11 protein-coding genes are annotated in these 16,104 nt (G+C 66.0%); 9 read left to right on the top strand and 2 right to left on the bottom strand.

The window, feature by feature from the left end; all coding sequences use genetic code 11:
• Positions 1-71 precede the first annotated feature (71 nt).
• From AU465_RS23415 to AU465_RS23390, 6 genes are read left to right on the top strand one after another with little or no spacing between them, the layout of a single operon-like run.
• Complete coding sequence (locus AU465_RS23415) at positions 72-929, top strand: FAD binding domain-containing protein (protein WP_192253643.1); 858 nt, start codon at positions 72-74, stop codon at positions 927-929.
• A complete protein-coding gene (locus tag AU465_RS23410) occupies positions 926-3,859 on the top strand; it encodes a molybdopterin-dependent oxidoreductase (RefSeq protein ID WP_192253641.1) in 2,934 nt (977 codons plus the stop codon). Before AU465_RS23415 ends, AU465_RS23410 begins: the two co-directional genes overlap by 4 nt.
• The gene (locus AU465_RS23405; RefSeq protein ID WP_192253639.1) at positions 3,856-5,397 is read left to right on the top strand and encodes a 6-hydroxynicotinate reductase; all 1,542 of its coding nucleotides are present in this window, start codon (positions 3,856-3,858) and stop codon (positions 5,395-5,397) included. Before AU465_RS23410 ends, AU465_RS23405 begins: the two co-directional genes overlap by 4 nt.
• Positions 5,397-6,278 carry a UPF0280 family protein gene (locus tag AU465_RS23400; protein ID WP_192253637.1) on the top strand — a complete coding sequence of 294 codons (882 nt, stop codon included), beginning with the start codon at positions 5,397-5,399 and terminating at the stop codon, positions 6,276-6,278. Before AU465_RS23405 ends, AU465_RS23400 begins: the two co-directional genes overlap by 1 nt.
• Positions 6,271-6,855 carry an amino acid synthesis family protein gene (locus tag AU465_RS23395; RefSeq protein ID WP_192253636.1) on the top strand — a complete coding sequence of 195 codons (585 nt, stop codon included), beginning with the start codon at positions 6,271-6,273 and terminating at the stop codon, positions 6,853-6,855. Before AU465_RS23400 ends, AU465_RS23395 begins: the two co-directional genes overlap by 8 nt.
• On the top strand, positions 6,852-7,313 hold the full coding sequence (locus AU465_RS23390; protein WP_192253634.1) for a MarR family winged helix-turn-helix transcriptional regulator: 462 nt from the start codon (positions 6,852-6,854) through the stop codon (positions 7,311-7,313). The genes AU465_RS23395 and AU465_RS23390 overlap by 4 nt, the downstream gene beginning before the upstream one ends.
• On the opposite strand, the gene AU465_RS23385 is transcribed toward AU465_RS23390, so the two are convergent.
• Positions 7,314-9,008 (bottom strand): hydantoinase B/oxoprolinase family protein, encoded by a 1,695-nt coding sequence (locus AU465_RS23385; RefSeq protein WP_192253632.1) that lies wholly within the window; start codon positions 9,006-9,008, stop codon positions 7,314-7,316.
• A 1-nt stretch (position 9,009) separates the two neighbouring features.
• A complete protein-coding gene (locus tag AU465_RS23380) occupies positions 9,010-11,082 on the bottom strand; it encodes a hydantoinase/oxoprolinase family protein (RefSeq protein ID WP_192253630.1) in 2,073 nt (690 codons plus the stop codon).
• Between the two features lie 219 nt (positions 11,083-11,301).
• On the opposite strand from AU465_RS23380, the gene AU465_RS23375 reads away from it, so the two are divergent.
• The 3 genes from AU465_RS23375 to AU465_RS23365 all read left to right on the top strand — a co-directional run bounded on the left by AU465_RS23375 (position 11,302) and on the right by AU465_RS23365 (position 15,887).
• The gene (locus AU465_RS23375) at positions 11,302-12,129 is read left to right on the top strand and encodes a ferredoxin--NADP reductase (protein ID WP_192253628.1); all 828 of its coding nucleotides are present in this window, start codon (positions 11,302-11,304) and stop codon (positions 12,127-12,129) included.
• A 166-nt stretch (positions 12,130-12,295) separates the two neighbouring features.
• Positions 12,296-13,348 (top strand): deoxyribose-phosphate aldolase, encoded by a 1,053-nt coding sequence (gene deoC / locus AU465_RS23370; RefSeq protein WP_192253626.1) that lies wholly within the window; start codon positions 12,296-12,298, stop codon positions 13,346-13,348.
• 163 nt (positions 13,349-13,511) lie between these two features.
• Entirely contained in the window at positions 13,512-15,887 is a 2,376-nt protein-coding gene (locus AU465_RS23365) for an aldehyde dehydrogenase family protein (RefSeq protein WP_192253624.1), read from the top strand.
• The last annotated feature ends 217 nt before the right edge of the window (positions 15,888-16,104 follow it).

Genomic DNA, 16,104 nt, shown 5'->3' with positions numbered 1-16,104 from the left:
ACGAATGAATTTGCCCCGGCCTGATGCCCGGCAGGTTCCCTCGGAAAGGCCCCTTTCTGGGAAGGCAAAGCGTGACCCGTTACGCGAAACCCACCACGGTTGACGAGGCGCTCGCTCTGCTTGGCGAGGACCGCTGGCGCATCCTCGCCGGCGGCACGGATTTCTATCCGGCGCAGGGCGCAAAACCTTTCCGCGACAATATCCTCGACATCAACGGCCTTGCCGCGCTGCGCGGCATCGCCGAGACCGACGATCACTGGCGGATCGGCGCCCGCACGACCTGGACCGACGTCGTGCGCCAGCCGCTGCCGGCGGCGTTCGACGCGCTGAAGGCGGCCGCGCGCGAAGTCGGCTCCGTCCAGATCCAGAATGTTGCTTCGGTTGCCGGCAATCTCTGCAATGCCTCGCCCGCTGCCGATGGCGTTCCGGCGCTGCTGGTGCTCGACGCCGATGTCGAATTGCGGTCGGCAAAAGCCGCGCGCCACTTGCCGCTTGGCGAGTTCATTCTCGGCAATCGCCGCACTGCGCTGCAGCCGGGCGAGATGGTCACCGCCATCCGCGTCCCGAAGCGTTTGGCCGTCGGCACATCGGCCTTCGTCAAGCTCGGCGCCCGGCGCTATCTGGTCATCTCGATTGCCATGGCTGCCGCGCGTCTCGTGATCGAGGATGGCGCGGTCGCGGATGCGGCGATCGCCGTCGGCGCCTGCTCCGCCGTCGCCCGCCGTCTGGCCGGCGTCGAGGCCGCTTTGCGCGGCCAGCCGGTCGCGCCCGCGCTTGCCGACACCGTCCTTTCCGCGCCGATCGATGAACTATCGCCGATCGGCGATGTGCGCGGCAGCGCCGAATATCGGCAAGATGCGGCGCGCGAGATCGTTGCACGCGCCGTGCGTGCCGCCGTCGGCCTCGGCGAAAGCAAGGTGGCGGCATGAACATGGACCAGCCCGGCATGGAACGCACCGACATCGCCTTCGAGGTCAATGGCGCCGCCGTCAGCGTCTCGGTGCCGCCGGTGCGGCGGCTGTCGCAGGTTTTGCGCGAAGAGCTGAGGCTGACCGGCACCAAAGTCGGTTGCGACGCCGGCGATTGCGGCGCCTGCACCGTTCTGATCGACGGCGATCCGGTCTGCGCTTGCCTGGTGCCAGCGGCCTCCGTCTCCGGAGCTTGTGTCACCACGATCGAGGGCCTCGCCAATGGCAGGCTCTCCGCCTTGCAGGTCTCGTTCCTGGAGCACGGCGCAGCGCAGTGCGGCATCTGCACGCCGGGCCTGCTGGTGGCTGCCACCGCGCTTTTGGAACGCAACCCGACGCCGAGCGAGGCCGAGACGCAGGATGCGCTCGGCGGCGTGCTCTGCCGCTGCACCGGCTATCGGAAGATCATTGCCGCGGTCATGAGTGCAGGACGGTCGGCGGGCGAACCATCGGCGTTCGGCGCTGCCCCTCATCCGCCTGCCGACACCTTCTCCCCGTATAATGACGGGGAGAAGGGACGAACTCCATCGCCGACGCCCCCCACTCCCCGTTCTTCGCGGGGAGAGGGTAAGGGTGAGGGGCAGCCCCAGCTTTGCGGATTTGATGGCAAACTCGACTTTCGCTTGCCCGAGGTCGGCCACGCTGTCGGCGCCTCTCCCGTCCGCCTTGATGGCGTGCCCAAGGTTACGGGCGACGAGAAGTTCGGCGGCGACAGCTTCCCGGCCGATGCGCTGGCCGTGCTCGTCGTCCGCTCGCCGCATTATCACGCCCGCTTCAGCTTCGGCGATCTGGAGGCGTGGGCGGACGCGCGTCCCGGCATCGCCGGCGTCTTCACCGCGGCCGACATTCCGGGCAAGAACTGCTTCGGGGCCATCGGCCCCTTTGCCGACCAGCCCGCGCTCGCCGAGGGCTTTGTGCGTCTCCGCGGCGAGGCGGTGGCGCTGGTGGCGGGCGAGCGCGAAGCGATCCTCGATCTCGACCTGACGGATTTTCCGATCAGCTGGACGGAGCTGCCGCAAGTGCTGCAGCCCGCCGAGGCGAAAGCCGACGGCGCCTTGCTGATCCACAGCCACCGACCGGCGAACCTGCTCACCTCGGGCCTGGTCGAGCGGGGCGATCCTGAAACTGCGCTGGCTGCCGCCGCTGTCACCGTGTCCGGCGCCATCGAGACGTCCTTCGTCGAGCATGCCTATATCGAGCCGGAAGCCGGCTATGCTTACATGGACGGCGACACACTCGTCGTGGTCGCCTGCACGCAGGCGCCCTACATGGACCGCGACGAGACGGCCAAGGTGCTCGGCCTCGCCGTCGAGAAGGTGCGCATCGTGCCGACCGCCACCGGCGGCGGGTTCGGCTCGAAACTCGACGTCTCGCTGCAACCTCTCATCGGCCTGGTGGCGATGAAAACGGGCCGGCCGGCAGCACTTGCCTACACGCGCAATGAATCGATGATGTCGACCACCAAGCGCCATCCCGCCGAAATGACGGCGACCATCGGCGCGGATGCCGAAGGCCGCATTACCGGCATGGTGTTCTCAGGCGACTTCAACACCGGCGCCTATGCCAGTTGGGGCCCGACGGTCGCCAACCGTGTGCCGGTGCATGCCTCCGGTCCCTATCTGACGCCGAACTACCGGGCGACGGGCTACGCGATCCACACCAACGGTCCGATTGCCGGCGCCTTCCGCGGCTTCGGCGTGCCACAGTCGACCATCATGCAGGAGACGCTCTATGACGAGCTTGCCGGCAAGCTCGGCATGGACCGCATCGATTTTCGCTTGAAGAACTGCCTTCGGAACGGCTCCGAAACGGTCACTGGACAGCGTTTGGAGTCCGGCGTCGGCATCGGCGAATGCCTGGAAGCGCTTCGCCCGCATTGGTTACGTGCGCTTGCCGAGGCCGAAGCCTTCAACGCCGCCAATGGGGCAAGCAAACGCGGCGTCGGCGTCGCCTCCTGCTGGTATGGCTGCGGCAACACTTCGCTGCCTAATCCCTCGACGATCAAGGTCGGCATCTGTGCCGCTGGCGACGTCGTGCTGCATCAGGGCGCCGTTGATATAGGCCAGGGCTCGAACACGGTCATCACGCAGATCTGCGCCGACGCGCTTGGCCTGCCGCTGGACAAATTCCGGCTGAAGAGCGCCGACACCGCCATCACGCCCGACGCCGGCAAGACATCCGCCTCGCGTCAGACTTTTGTCACTGGCAAGGCCGCCGAGAAAGCAGGGCGTGCGCTGCGCGAAAAGATCCTGCGCTTTGCCAATGTGTCCGATCAGGCTTCGATCGCGCTCGATGGCGCAAGTATCTCAATCCAGGAAGGCGACGCGGCGCGGCGCATCGATCTGTCGGCACTAAAGGCTGATGCCGACGGTTTGGTGTTCGTCACGGAGGAAACCTACGACCCGCCGACGCTGCCGCTCGACGCCAAGGGACAGGGCAAGCCTTACGCCGTCTATGGCTACGGCGCGCAGATCGCCGAGCTCGAGGTCGATCTCAAGCTCGGCACGGTGAAGCTGATCAAGATCACCGCCGCGCATGATGTCGGCAAGGCAATCAACCCGCTGCTGGTCGAGGGCCAGATCGAGGGCGGCATCGCGCAAGGCATCGGCATGGCGCTGATGGAGGAATACATCCCCGGCCGCACCGAGAACCTGCACGACTATCTCATCCCGACAATCGGCGACGTGCCGCCGGTCGAGCATATCCTCATCGAGGTTCCGGATCCGGAAGGACCCTTCGGCGCCAAGGGCCTGGGCGAGCATGTGCTGATCCCGACCGCGCCGGCGATCCTCAACGCCATACGTCACGCCGCCGGCGTTCTGGTCACCAAGGTGCCGGCGACGCCGAGCCGCATCCTGGCGGCGATCCGCGAGAAGGAGGCGCGCCGATGAGCGAGCTTGCCGAACGATTCGAAACCCATGATCCGGGCGAGAAGCAGGTGGCGGAGAAGATCCGCTGCGATGCCTGCCCGGTGATGTGCTACATCGCCGACGGCCGCACCGGCGCCTGCGACCGCTACGGCAATGTCGGCGGCCGCATCGTGCGCATGGATCCGCTGACCATCCTCGATCATGCGGCCGAGACCGGCGGCGCGGTCGTGCCTTTCGTCGCCGAGGGCGAAGCGTGGAACGGCGAACTGGTGAACACCGGCCGGCGCTTCGTTACCGCGATCGGCGCCGGCACCACCTATCCCGACTATAAACCGGCGCCCTTCATCGTCAGCCAGGAGGTCGAAGGCGTCGATCTGGTCACCGTCGTCACCGAAGGCATCTTCTCCTACTGCGGCGTCAAGGTGAAGATCGACACCGACCGCCACATCGGCGACGAGACGGCGACCGTGCGGTCGGAAGGCGAGGCGATCGGCCACGTCACCACAGGCGAATACGGCTCGCAGATGCTGTCGCTCGGCGGCGTCCATCACCTCACCGGCGGCTCGAAGGCGGAGGGACGCGCTACCTGCGATGCGCTGCTCAACCTCTGCAACAGGAAGCCGGTCGAGCTCACCATCGATGGTGGGGCCACGGTCATCGTCGAGGCCGGCAAGGCGCCGGTCATCGACGGCAAGATCGAGCACCGCATGCGCGTCGGCTGCGGCTCGGCCACCATCGGCATGTTCGCCACGCAATGGCGCGGGCTGGTCGACGAGGTGGTGGTGGTCGACGACCACATCACCGGCGTCGTCTCCGAGCATCAGGCCGGTAAGGTGCTGGGCTGGGAGGACACGGGCATAAAAATCATCGGCCGCCGCTCGACCCCGGGCCGCTACTTCAAGGTCTCGGAGCCCGGCCTCGGCTGGGGCGGCACCACGATTTCCGACCCGCTGTCGATCCTTGGCGACTGGAACGCCAAGAAGGGCGCGCGTCCTGGCCTGTCGCTGCTCATGGTTTCGACCACCGGCGAGCAATTCGCCTATTACGAGCTCGACGATCAGCTGAAGCCGGTCGAGAAGGCGTTCCCGCAGCGGCTGCAGAAATCCGTCGGCCTCATCGAGGACAATTGCGAGCCGGCGCTTTGCACCGTTCTCTTCATTGGCGGCGCCGGCGGTTCGCTGCGCGCCGGCGTCACCGAAAACCCGATCAACCTCACCCGCTCGGTGCAGGGCCTGAAGACCTATGTGACGGTCGGCGGCGCGCCGGTTTATGTCTGGCCGGGCGGCGGCATCACGCTGATGGTCGACGTCACCCGCGTGCCGGAAGGCGGCTTCGGCTATGTGCCGACGCCGGCGCTGGTCGCGCCGATCGAATTCACCATGCGCCGCGACGACTATGTCCGGCTCGGCGGCTATGAGAACGAGATCCGGAGCGTCGAGGACATCCTCGCCAGGGGCGGCGAGTACCTCAATCCGCGCCGCGGCACCGGCGCGCCGGTCAACAACCCCTGGCCGCCGCTGGCGCAGCTGCGGCGTGCCGCGGCGAACGGGGCCGGCTGATGAACGGCCCACAGGCGCACTGGCTTGCCGACGGCAGGCGGCTTCATCTCAACCATGGGCCGATCGACCTTATCGTCGAGGTCTTTGGCGAGGTGGCTGAATGCCGTGCCGCCTATGCGCAGGCCGTCGCGCGCTTCCAGACGATCCTGACCGAGCTGGTCGAGGAGCTTTCCGAACTGCGTCGCCCGGCATCATTGAAACCACGAACATTCGCCGGCCCGACGGCACGGCGCATGGAGGCTGCCGTCGTGCCGCTGGCGGAAAGCTTCATCACGCCCATGGCTGCCGTAGCAGGTTCGGTAGCCGACGAAATTCTAAGCTCGCTGCGCGCCGGGCGCCGGCTCGATCGCGCCTATGTCAACAATGGCGGTGACAGCGCCATCCATCTCAGCGAAGCCCAGTCGATGACGCTGGCGATCGCCGGCACCGGGCACGGCCTCGCTGACCGCATCACCATCCACGCCGAGGATGGCGTGTGCGGCATCGCCACCAGCGGCTGGCGCGGCCGTTCATTTTCGCTGGGCATCGCCGACGCGGTCACCGTGCTGGCACGGACCGGCGCCGAGGCTGATGCGGCGGCGACGCTGATTGCCAATGCCGTCGACCTGCCTGGACATCCGGCGATCCAGCGCGTGCCGGCACGTGATCTGGCGCCCGACAGCGATCTCGGTGACCGGCTGGTCACGCAAAGCGTAGGCGCGCTTTTACCCGGCGAGGCGGCGCGGGCGCTGGACATCGGCCTTGCCGTCGCTGAAGATTTTCGCCGACGCAGCCTGATCGCCGCCTCAGCGCTGTTCCTTGCCGGTCAAACCCGCATCAGTGGTTCAGTGGCGCTCGCCGCGCCCAACAAGCATAAAGCGAAGGAAACTGCCCATGCCTGAATTCCCGATCCGCAAGGTCTCGGTTCTGACCGAGGAGATTTTCCATGACGGTGGCCCCGTGGCGAAAGAACCGCGCCGCCGCGCGGCCGCTCTCGCCGTGGTCAAGAATCCGTTCGCCGGCCGCTATGTCGAGGACCTGCAGGGCGCGATGGAGGACCTGAAGCCGCTCGGGCTGTTGCTCTCCGACAGACTGATCGCAGCGCTTGGCGGCGACGTGAAGAAGATCGACGGCTACGGCAAGGGCGCCATCGTCGGTTGCGCCGGCGAACTGGAGCACGGCGCGCTGTGGCATGTGCCGGGCGGCTACGCCATGCGGGAACGTCTGGGCGACGCCAAGGCGATCGTGCCCTCGGCAAAGAAGGTCGGCGCTTTCGGCGCGCGGCTCGACGTGCCGCTCGGCCACATCAACGCCGCCTATGTGCGCAGCCATTTCGACGCCATGGAGGTCGGCCTCAGCGATGGCCCGCGCCCGGACGAGATCCTGTTCTGCCTGGCCATGACCTGCGGGCCGCGCGTCCACAACCGCATGGGCGGTCTCGCTGCAAGCGACATCAAGGCATGGGACGGTTTGAGATGAGCGGCGAGGACAATCTGCTGCGGCTTGTCGAGGCCGATGAACCGGACGAAAACAACTATCACCTGCAGGACCAGGTCGGCTTTATCCTGCGCAAGGCGCATCAGCGCCATGTCGCGATCTTTGCTTCGCACATCGCCGACCTGACGCCGCCGCAATTCGCTGCCCTCGCCAAGCTCTACGACATCGGCGAGACCTCGCAGAACCAGCTCGGCACGCTGATCGCCATGGACGCCGCCACCGTGAAGGGCGTCATCGACCGGCTGAAGGCGCGCGGTTTGGTCGAGCTTTCCAAGCACGAGGTCGACAAAAGACGGCTGCTGGTCAATCTGACGCCGGAAGGCCGCGAGGCGATCGAACGGCTGATCCCGCTCGCCCGCACCATCACCGAGGAGACTCTCGCGCCACTCACCGCCAAGGAATCCGCGACCTTCCTGCGGCTGCTGGCGAAGCTGGCTTGATTAACCGGTGGGATCGATCCCGAACATCTCGCTGGCCTGCTCTGCCGTATAGTAGCCGAGCCTGACATCCTCGGCGATCAGCTGCGGGTCGCGTTGGCGCGGATCGCCATAGCCGCCGCCGCCTGGCGTGCCGACGCGCACGCGGTCGCCGGCCTTGAGCGCGATGTCCTGTTCCTTCGAAAGATGCGGCGGCACATGCGCCTCGCCGCCTCTAAACACCGTTACGCTGTTCGGCGCGCCGTCCCTGCCGCCGAGCGCGCCTTGCGGCCCGAAGCGGCCATGGTCCATGACGAAGGAGGCGCGTGCCTCGCCGCGCAGGATCTCGACCTCATAGGCAAGCCCGAAGCCGCCACGATGCTTGCCGGCGCCGCCCGAGCCTTCGCGCAGCGCATAATGCCGGTAGAGCACCGGAAAGGCCTGCTCCATGATCTCGACCGGCGGCGACTTGGAGATGCCGATGGTCGAGCAGCCATTGCTCAAGCCGTCATGGTTGGCATTGCCGCCATAGCCGCCGCCTGAGATCTGGTACATGACATAGTCGCGCCCGCGCGCCGGATCGTTGCCGCCGAGCGCGAAATTGCCGCTGGAGCCGGCGGGCGCCGCCGTCACCTTGTCCGGCAGCGCCTGCACCATGGCCGCGAACACCGCCTCGGCGATGCGCTGCGAAACCTCAGCCGCGCAGCCCGACACCGGACGCGGATATTTCGCGTCGAGGAAGGTGCCCTCCGGCCGCTTGACATTCAGCGGCTCGAAGGCGCCGGCGCTGATCGGCACTTCCGGGAAGATATGGCGCATGGCGAGATAGACCGATGACAAGGTCGTCGCCAGCACGCTGTTCATCGGCCCGGCGCAGGGCTTTGACGAGCCGGCGAAGTCGAAGGTCAGCGTATCGCCCTTCTTCTCGACAGCCAGATTGATGATCAGCGGTTCGTTCACCACGCCGTCGGAATCGACAAAGGCCTTTGAGCGGTAGACGCCGTCCGGTATCACCGCGATCGAGGCGCGCATCTGGTCGGCGGCGCGCCGGCGCAGTTCGGCGATCGCTTCGACAACAGTTTCGTCACCGTAACGGTCAAGGATTTCATTGAGCCTGTCCTGGCCGATCAGCAAGGCCGCCGCCTGCGCGCGGATGTCGCCGATGCGCTGGTCGGCGACGCGGATGTTCGAGCAGATGATGGCGTAGATCTCCGGATCGAGCACGCCCTTCTTGAACAGTTTTACCGGCGGCAGGCGCAAGCCTTCCTGCTCGACCGCGGTGGCCGAAGCCGAGAAGCCGCCCGGCACCGAGCCGCCGATGTCCGGCCAGTGGCCGGTGTTGGAAAGCCAGCAAAAGATCTTGCCGTCCCTGTAGACCGGCATGACGAAGCGCACATCCATCAGATGCGTGCCGCCGAGATAGGGGTCGTTGACGATGTAGATGTCGCCGGGTTCCGGCCGCAGGCAACGGCCGTCGGCGATCATCTCGATCACCGTCTTCGTCGAATACTGCATCACGCCGACGAACACCGGCAGGCCCTGGCTGCCTTGCGCGATCAGAGAGCCATCGACCGCCGAATAGATACCGTCCGAGCGGTCATTGGCTTCGGCGATGACCGGCGAGAAGGCGGCGCGGGAAAACGTCAAATCCATCTCGTCGCAGACCTGCTGCAGGGCAGCCTGCAGCACCGAAAGCGTGATCGTGTCGAGCTTTGCCATATTAGGCCTCGCCGATGTCGATGATGATGTTGCCGTCGGCGTCCGAGCGCGCATGGTCGCCGGGCTCCAATACGGTGGTGGCATCCATCTGTTCCAGGATCGCGGGCCCCTCGATGACGGCGTCGAGCGGCAGCTTTTCGCGGGCATAGACCGGCGTGTCGTGCCAGCTGCCGTGATACCAGACCGGCCGGATCTCGCGCCGCGCGTCATCGAGCATCGCCGCGCGCCCCGCCGGGTCGATCAGCTTCGACAGGTCGATTTGCGGCCGCACGCCGGTCACCGAGGTGTTGAGGTTGACGAGGTTGGCGCGGATCTCCGGCAACTCGACCTTGAAGCGGGCGAAATAGGCCTTCTCGAACAGCTGCTGCAGCGTTGCCCGAGTGACCGAAGAGGAGGGCAGCGGCACGTTGATGATATGCGTCTGGCCGACGAACTGCATGTCGGCGGAATGGGTGACGCGGATCGCGTCCGGCTTCACCGCTTCCTTGGCGATCAGCGCCTCGCCTTCGTTCCGGTGCCGTTCCAATACCTCGCGAAGCTTCGCTTCGTCGAGGCTCGCCACCGGCTGGTTGACCGTATTGACGAAGTCGTGGCGGAGGTCGGCGACGACACAGCCGAGGGCGTTGGTGATGCCGGGGCGCGCCGGCACCAGCACCCGGGGCAGGCCGAGTTCGCGGGCGAGCGCCGTCGCATGCAGCGGCCCGGCGCCACCGAAGGCGAACAGGGCGAAGTCGCGTGGGTCGTGGCCGCGCGACACCGAAACCATGCGGATGGCGCCCGCCATCTTCATGTTGCCGAGCCTCAGCACCGCACCCGCCGCGTCGACGCCGGAAAGGCCGGTCCGCCTGCCGATCCTGTCCTCGAATATGCCCGTGACCCGCTCGACGGTGACCGGATTGTCGACCGCGAGCAACTTCTTCGGCGCCAGGCGCCCCAGCACAAGATTGGCGTCGGTGATGGTCGGCTCGGTGCCGCCGCGCCCGTAGCAGATCGGACCGGGATTGGCGCCGGCGCTTTCCGGGCCGATCTGGATCAGTCCGGCGGCATCGACGCGGGCGATCGAGCCGCCGCCGGCGCCGACGGTGTGCACCGCCACCATCGGCACGTGAATCGGCATCGCATATTCGATCTCGATCTCGTTCGAGACGGCGGGCTCGGCATTGCGGATCAGCGCCACGTCGGTCGAGGTGCCGCCCATGTCGTAGGTGACGAGATTGCCGAAGCCGGCGCGCTTTCCGGTATAGGCGGCGGCGATCACGCCGGAGGCCGGCCCGGACATCACGGTCTTTGCTGATTCCAGCGTGACGAAACGGGCCGAGATCATGCCGCCATTGCCGTTCATGATCAGGAAGTCGCGGCCATAGCCCTTCGCGGCGAGTTCCTTGCGCAGCCGCTCGACGTAGCGTTCCAGGATCGGCTGCACCGAGGCGTTGACCGCGGCCGTTACGCCGCGCTCGAACTCCCGCGCCTCCGAAAGCAGCGCATGGCCGGTGGTGATGTGGCCGTTCGGCCAGAGTTCCGCCGCGATCTCCGCCGCGCGCCGCTCATGCGCGGGGTTGGCGTAGGAGTGCAGGAAATGGATGACGAGCGACTCGCAGCCGGCGACGAGCAGCCGCTTCACCGCATCGCGCATTTCCGCCTCGTCGAGCGGGGCGCGGACAGCGCCGGAGGCCTCGACGCGCTCCGACACTTCGAGCCGCAGGTCGCGGGAGATGATAGGGACAAAGGTTCCGGTCATGCCGTAGGGCTGCGGTCGGGTGCGCCTGCCAAGCTCGATCACGTCGCGGAAGCCGCGCGTGGTGATCATGCCGGTTCGCGCCAGCCGGCGCTCCAGCACGGCGTTGGTGGTCGTGGTCGTGCCGTGCACGATGAGGTCGATGCCGTCGACCGGAAAGCCGGTGGCGCCAAGCGCAGCGACCACGCCAAAGGCCTGATTTTCAACTGTCGTCGGCGTCTTGGCGATATGCACCTTGCCGCCCGCCTTGCCATCGATCAAAAGCAGATCGGTGAAGGTTCCGCCGACATCGATGCCGGCAACGACGCTTCCCGCCAACGCCGAAAATTTCTCATTCATTGCCGAAACCCGAAATGCCAGGACTACGGATATGCCTCGGTTTGGAAAGGCGTTTTACGCTGCCATCTTGACCTGAAGATCATTTGTATACTAATAAATTCCCGACACAAGAGCTTACCGCTTGGCAGTGTGCGAAGGGCACGCCGGAACCTGACCGTTCGGGCGCGCAGGAGAAAGTTTGGCGCCAGCGTCTCGCGTCCGCGCCGGAAAGTTGGGTTGATGAACACGACATCCGCGTTGAATGTTGCCGGCGCAAAGCCACTGCAGTTCCCGATCCCGGCCAATGTCTATGCCGAGACCGTGGTGTCGGTGAAGCATTACACCGACCGGCTGTTCTCGTTCCGCATCACTCGCCCGCAGTCGCTGCGTTTCCGCTCCGGCGAGTTCGTCATGATCGGGTTGCCCAATGCCGAGAAGCCGATCTTCCGCGCCTATTCTGTCGCCAGCCCCGCCTGGGATGACGAGCTCGAATTTTTCTCGATCAAGGTGCCGGATGGTCCGCTGACCTCCGAGCTGCAGAAGATTGAGGTCGGCGACACGGTCATCATGCGCCAGAAGTCGACGGGCACGTTGGTGCTCGATGCGCTGACGCCCGCCAAGCGCGTGTTCATGATCTCGACCGGCACCGGAATCGCGCCCTTCGCCAGCCTGCTTCGCGATCCCGACACCTATGAGAAGTTCGACCAGGTCATCCTCACCCACACCTGCCGCGACAATGCCGAGCTCACCTACGGCCAGGAGCTGGTGGCCGCGCTCGAGACCGATCCGCTGATCGGCGAGCTGACCGGCGGCCGGGTCACGCTCTACAATTCGACGACCCGCGAGGAATCGGCGCGCATGGGCCGCATCACGGCGCTGATTGGCTCGGGCAAGTTCTATTCCGACCTCGGCATCGACAAGCTCAATCCCGAGACCGACCGCATCATGATCTGCGGCTCGATGCACATGTTGAAGGACGTCAAGGAGCTTGCCGAGAGCCTCGGCTTCCAGGAGGGCTCGCTCAGCCATCCGGCCAGCTTCGTCGTCGAGCGCGCCTTCGTCGGCTGAGGCGCGTCGCCATCCAGTCGCCATCCAGTCAATATCGGTGTTTTGACCATACGGTCAAAAATCTACTGCTTTTGCTGTCTTTTTCCGCTATGAGCCACTGAAGGACTCGTGAAGGACACCTTCGCGGGTTATCTTCGGCTGAGGTCGCTGAGTGAAAGGGCAGGAGATGAGCACGATCCGCGAGGCCGGCGCAGGCGCCGGTGCGTCCAAGGTTATGCCGCTGCCGGCGCGTGCCGCCGCCAACATGCCGATGCCATCCGAGCATGGCATCGCCCGCAATCCCGGCATGAAGCTCGATCTCGGCTTCCTCGAATCGGTGCGCAGCGTCAATCGCTCGGCGCTGGAACGCCGTGTCGCCACGCTGACCAAACGGCGCTCGATCAAGGCCGACAACCAGGCGGCCTGGCTGCTGCGGGCGATCGCCTGCATGGACCTCACCACGCTGAACTCCAACGATACCGACGAGCGCGTGCGCCGGCTCTGCGCCAAGGCGATCAATCCGCTACGCAAGGATATCGTCGAGGGTCTCGGCATCGCCGGCGAGACGATCCGCCCGGCAGCGGTCTGCGTCTACCATCCCTTCGTCGCCACCGCGGTCGACGCGCTGCGCGGCACCGGCGTCCATGTCGCCGCCGTTTCCACCGCCTTCCCGCACGGGCTTGCGCCGCTCTCGACACGCCTGCAGGAGATCGAAGCCTCGGTGCGCGACGGCGCCGACGAGATCGACGTGGTCATCCCGCGCGGCCTGGTTTACGGCGCCAAGTGGCGCGAGCTGTTCAACGAGATCGTCGCCATGCGAGCCGCCTGCGGCGAGGCGCATCTCAAGGTCATCCTCGGCACCGGCGACCTCGCCACGCTGCGCAACGTGATGCTGGCCTCCATGGTGGCGATGATGGCGGGCGCCGATTTCATCAAGACCTCGACCGGCAAGGAAAGCGTCAACGCCACGCTTCCCATCGGCCTCGCCATGGTGCGCGCCATCCGCGCCTATTTCGAGGAGACCGGCTATCTCATCGGCTTCAAGCCGGCGGGCGGCATTTCGACAGCGAAAGTCTCGCTCGACTGGCTGGTGCTGATGAAGGAAGAGCTCGGCCGGCCCTGGCTCGAGCCGGACCTCTTCCGCTTCGGCGCGTCCAGCCTGCTTACCGACATCGAGCGCCAGCTCGAGCATCACCTGACCGGCCACTACTCGGCCAACCATCGCCACGCGATGGCTTGAGCGCCCTCCCCCTTGTGGGGAGGGTCGCCGCGAAGCGGCGGGGTGGGGGTCAAGAAAACAAATCAACCTGTCAAATGCACCAATCCACTAGCCATTTACCCCCACCCCGATCGGCTCTGCCGATCGACCCTCCCCACAAGGGGGAGGGTAAAGGAGCCGCCCCATGAACATCCTCGAACGCTATCGCGCCATGGAATACGGCCCGGCGCCGGAAGCCCGCAACGAAGCCGATGCCTGGTTAGCCTCGCGCGATTTCGCAAAAGCGCTGTTCATCGACGGCGCCTGGAAGGCGGCGGCGAGCGGCAAGACCTTCGATACCAGCGAACCGTCCTCCGGCAAGCTGCTCGCCAAGGTGTCGGATGCGGGCGCCGCCGATATCGACGCCGCGGTCGCGGCGGCCGCAAGGGCGTTGCCCAAATGGAGCGCCAGTTCGGGTTACAGTAGAGCCAAGGTGCTCTATGCCATCGGCCGCGCCATGCAGCGCCACCAGCGCCTGTTCGCCGTGCTGGAATCGATCGACAACGGCAAGCCGATCCGCGAGAGCCGCGACATCGACGTGCCTTTGGCGATCCGCCACTTCATCCATCATGCAGGCTGGGCGCAGACGCTTGAGAAGGATTTTCCCGATCAGAAGGCGGTTGGCGTTGTCGGCCAGGTCATCCCGTGGAATTTCCCCCTGCTGATGCTGGCCTGGAAGATCGCGCCCGCGCTTGCCGCCGGCTGCACCGTGGTGCTGAAGCCGGCCGAATTCACGCCGCTTACCGCGATCCTCTTTGCCGAGATTTGCGAGCGGGCAGGCGTGCCGAAAGGCGTCGTCAACATTGTCCAGGGCGGGCCCGAGGCGGGTGCTGCGATCGTCAATCATCCCGGCGTCCAGAAGATCGCCTTCACCGGCTCGTCGGAAGTCGGCAAGATCATTCGCAAGGCGACGGCCGGATCGGGCAAGAAGCTGTCGCTGGAGCTTGGCGGCAAGTCGGCGTTCGTCGTTTTCGAGGATGCCGATCTCGACAGCGCCGTCGAAGGTCTGGTCGACGGCATCTGGTTCAACCAGGGCCAGGTCTGCTGCGCCGGCTCGCGCCTCCTGGTGCAGGAAGGCGTCGCCGAGGCCTTCATCGCCAAGGTCAAAGTCAGGATGAGCCGGCTGCGCGTCGGCAGCCCGCTCGACAAGAACACCGACATCGGCCCGCTCGTCGACCGCACCCAACTCGACCGCGTCAGGGGCCTGATCGCCGAAGGCGCCAGGCAGGGTGCCGTCTGCTGGCAGCCCGACGCCGCACTGCCGACAACAGGCTATTATCACCTGCCGACGCTCGCGACTTCTGTTTCGCCGGCTAATATCCTAGCGCAGGAAGAGGTCTTCGGCCCGGTGCTGGCGACGATGAGCTTCCGCAACACCGAGGAAGCGATCGAGCTTGCCAACAACACGCGCTATGGCCTTGCCGCTTCTGTGTGGAGCGAGAACGTCAACCTTGCGCTGCACGTCGCCCCGCAACTGAAGGCCGGTGTCGTTTGGGTCAATGGCACCAATATGTTCGATGCTGCCTGCGGCTTCGGCGGCTATCGCGAAAGTGGCTTTGGCCGCGAGGGCGGGCGCGAAGGCATGTTCGAATATCTCACGGCAAAGCTGCCCGTGGCGCCTTCTATCAAGCCGGCGGCGCGAGCCTCGGCCCAACCTGTCGAGCAGGCCGACGGCACGGCCATCGACCGCACGGCAAAGCTGTTCATCGGCGGCAAGCAGGTGCGGCCGGACGGTAACTATTCGCTGGCTGTCGCCACCGCCAAGGGCAAGCTTGCCGGCGAGGTCGGCCTCGGCAACCGCAAGGACATCCGCGATGCGGTCGCCGCCGCGCGCGCCTGCAAGGCCTGGCCGGACGCGACGGCCTTCAATCGCAGCCAGGTGCTCTATTATTTCGCCGAAAACCTTTCGGGCCGCGCCGACGAATTCGCGGCGCGCCTCGTCCAACTGACCGGCGTTACGGCGAAGGCCGCGCGCGAGGAGGTCGAGCAGTCGATCGAACGGCTGTTCCTCTATGCCGGCCTCACCGACAAGTTCGAGGGTCGCGTCCACCAGCCACCGGCCCGCGTCGTGACGCTTGCGCTGCATGAACCGGTGGGCGTCGTCGGCATCGTGGCGCCGGACAACCAGCCTCTGCTGGGCTTCATCTCGCTGGTGGCGCCGGCACTTGCCATGGGCAACACGGTGGTGGCCGTCCCGTCAGAGCGCCACCCGCTGCTTGCGACCGACCTCTACCAGGTGATCGAGTATTCGGACATCCCGGCCGGCGCCATCAACATCGTCACCGGCCGCAGTGCCGAGCTTTGCGGCGTGCTGGCCAAGCATGACGACGTCGACGGCCTGTGGGTCTTTGCCGATGCCGACACCTGCGCCAAGGCGGAGGCCGATTCCATCGGCAATCTCAAGCGCGTCTGGACCGGCGATGGCCGCAGCCTCGACTGGGCCTCGAGCGAAGCCGCCGGCGAGGCCTTCCTGCGCCGCGCCATCGAGGTCAAGAACGTCTGGGTGCCTTACGGCGACTGAATCACTTGAAGCGCGGCAGCGCCTTTTGGGGCAACGGTATTCGGTGCGCCGGAGACATTTGGCCGCCGCGAAGGTGGTCGCGTTAGGACTTGACGCTTGTGCTCGTGTTCTTTAACGAGAAAAAACATCTTTATATGTGAAACCAGCAACAGCGTAGGCCGCACGACGCCGGCTGTCTGGTACACGACGCCGCAGCCGGGTCATCGATAGAGTCGGA

This window comes from Mesorhizobium silamurunense (assembly GCF_014843905.1).
In the GTDB taxonomy this organism is placed as follows: domain Bacteria; phylum Pseudomonadota; class Alphaproteobacteria; order Rhizobiales; family Rhizobiaceae; genus Mesorhizobium; species Mesorhizobium silamurunense.
This window is presented reverse-complemented; position numbering and strand designations above follow the sequence as displayed.

Coding starts and splice junctions, on each gene's coding strand:
- AU465_RS23410 (WP_192253641.1), top strand. CDS start 926: ATGAACATGGACCAGCCCGGCATGGAACGCACCGACATCGCCTTCGAG.
- AU465_RS23405 (WP_192253639.1), top strand. CDS start 3,856: ATGAGCGAGCTTGCCGAACGATTCGAAACCCATGATCCGGGCGAGAAG.
- AU465_RS23400 (WP_192253637.1), top strand. CDS start 5,397: ATGAACGGCCCACAGGCGCACTGGCTTGCCGACGGCAGGCGGCTTCAT.
- AU465_RS23395 (WP_192253636.1), top strand. CDS start 6,271: ATGCCTGAATTCCCGATCCGCAAGGTCTCGGTTCTGACCGAGGAGATT.
- AU465_RS23390 (WP_192253634.1), top strand. CDS start 6,852: ATGAGCGGCGAGGACAATCTGCTGCGGCTTGTCGAGGCCGATGAACCG.
- AU465_RS23385 (WP_192253632.1), bottom strand. CDS start 9,008: ATGGCAAAGCTCGACACGATCACGCTTTCGGTGCTGCAGGCTGCCCTG.
- AU465_RS23380 (WP_192253630.1), bottom strand. CDS start 11,082: ATGAATGAGAAATTTTCGGCGTTGGCGGGAAGCGTCGTTGCCGGCATC.
- AU465_RS23375 (WP_192253628.1), top strand. CDS start 11,302: ATGAACACGACATCCGCGTTGAATGTTGCCGGCGCAAAGCCACTGCAG.
- deoC (WP_192253626.1), top strand. CDS start 12,296: ATGAGCACGATCCGCGAGGCCGGCGCAGGCGCCGGTGCGTCCAAGGTT.
- AU465_RS23365 (WP_192253624.1), top strand. CDS start 13,512: ATGAACATCCTCGAACGCTATCGCGCCATGGAATACGGCCCGGCGCCG.